Source organism: Microbacterium sp. K41, from assembly GCF_004794395.1.
In the GTDB taxonomy this organism is placed as follows: domain Bacteria; phylum Actinomycetota; class Actinomycetes; order Actinomycetales; family Microbacteriaceae; genus Microbacterium; species Microbacterium sufflavum.
The window spans coordinates 1-544 of sequence record NZ_SSDO01000485.1 but is presented as its reverse complement, the minus strand read 5'-3'; the positions used below and the strand labels follow the sequence as shown (position 1 = coordinate 544).

Genomic DNA, 544 nt, shown 5'->3' with positions numbered 1-544 from the left:
GAGCTCGGCGACGATCGCGTCGTAGCCGCGGGCCTTCGCGAGGTCGCCCGGCAGCACGCCGTCGCCGTCGCGGATGGTCGGGTCGGCGCCGCCGTCGAGCAGGGCGCGCACCACGGCGACGTAGCGCCCCGAGCCGTCACCGAGCACGATCGCCTCGTGCAGCGCCGTCCACCCCAGGTTGTTCACGCGGTCGGGGTCGACGCCCGCATCGAGCAGAATCTGCACGATGTCGAGCAGTCCGCGCTCCGACGCGGGGATGAGGGCGGTGCCGCCGAAGCGGTTGGTGCTGGTGAGGTCGGCGCCGTTGGTGAGGGTGAGGCGCAGGATCTCGCCGTGACCGCGGGCACCCGCGTACAGGTAGGCCGAGTCCTGGATGTCGTCTTTCGCATTCACGTCGGCACCCGCGGAGATCAGCGCGCGGGCGGCCTCGACGTGGTTCGCCTTGGTGGCCGCGACCAGTGCGGTCATGCCGCCCTCGCCGCGGGCCTCGATGTCGGCACCGGCGTCGAGCGCAACCCGGACGTCGGCGGCGTCACCGCGGGCG

At 73.3% G+C, this 544-nt stretch carries 1 protein-coding gene; it reads right to left on the bottom strand.

Annotated features, from left to right (window positions below; all coding sequences use genetic code 11):
* Positions 1-544: ankyrin repeat domain-containing protein (locus DW309_RS16130; protein WP_136045940.1), on the bottom strand; the 544-nt coding region annotated here is incomplete at both ends.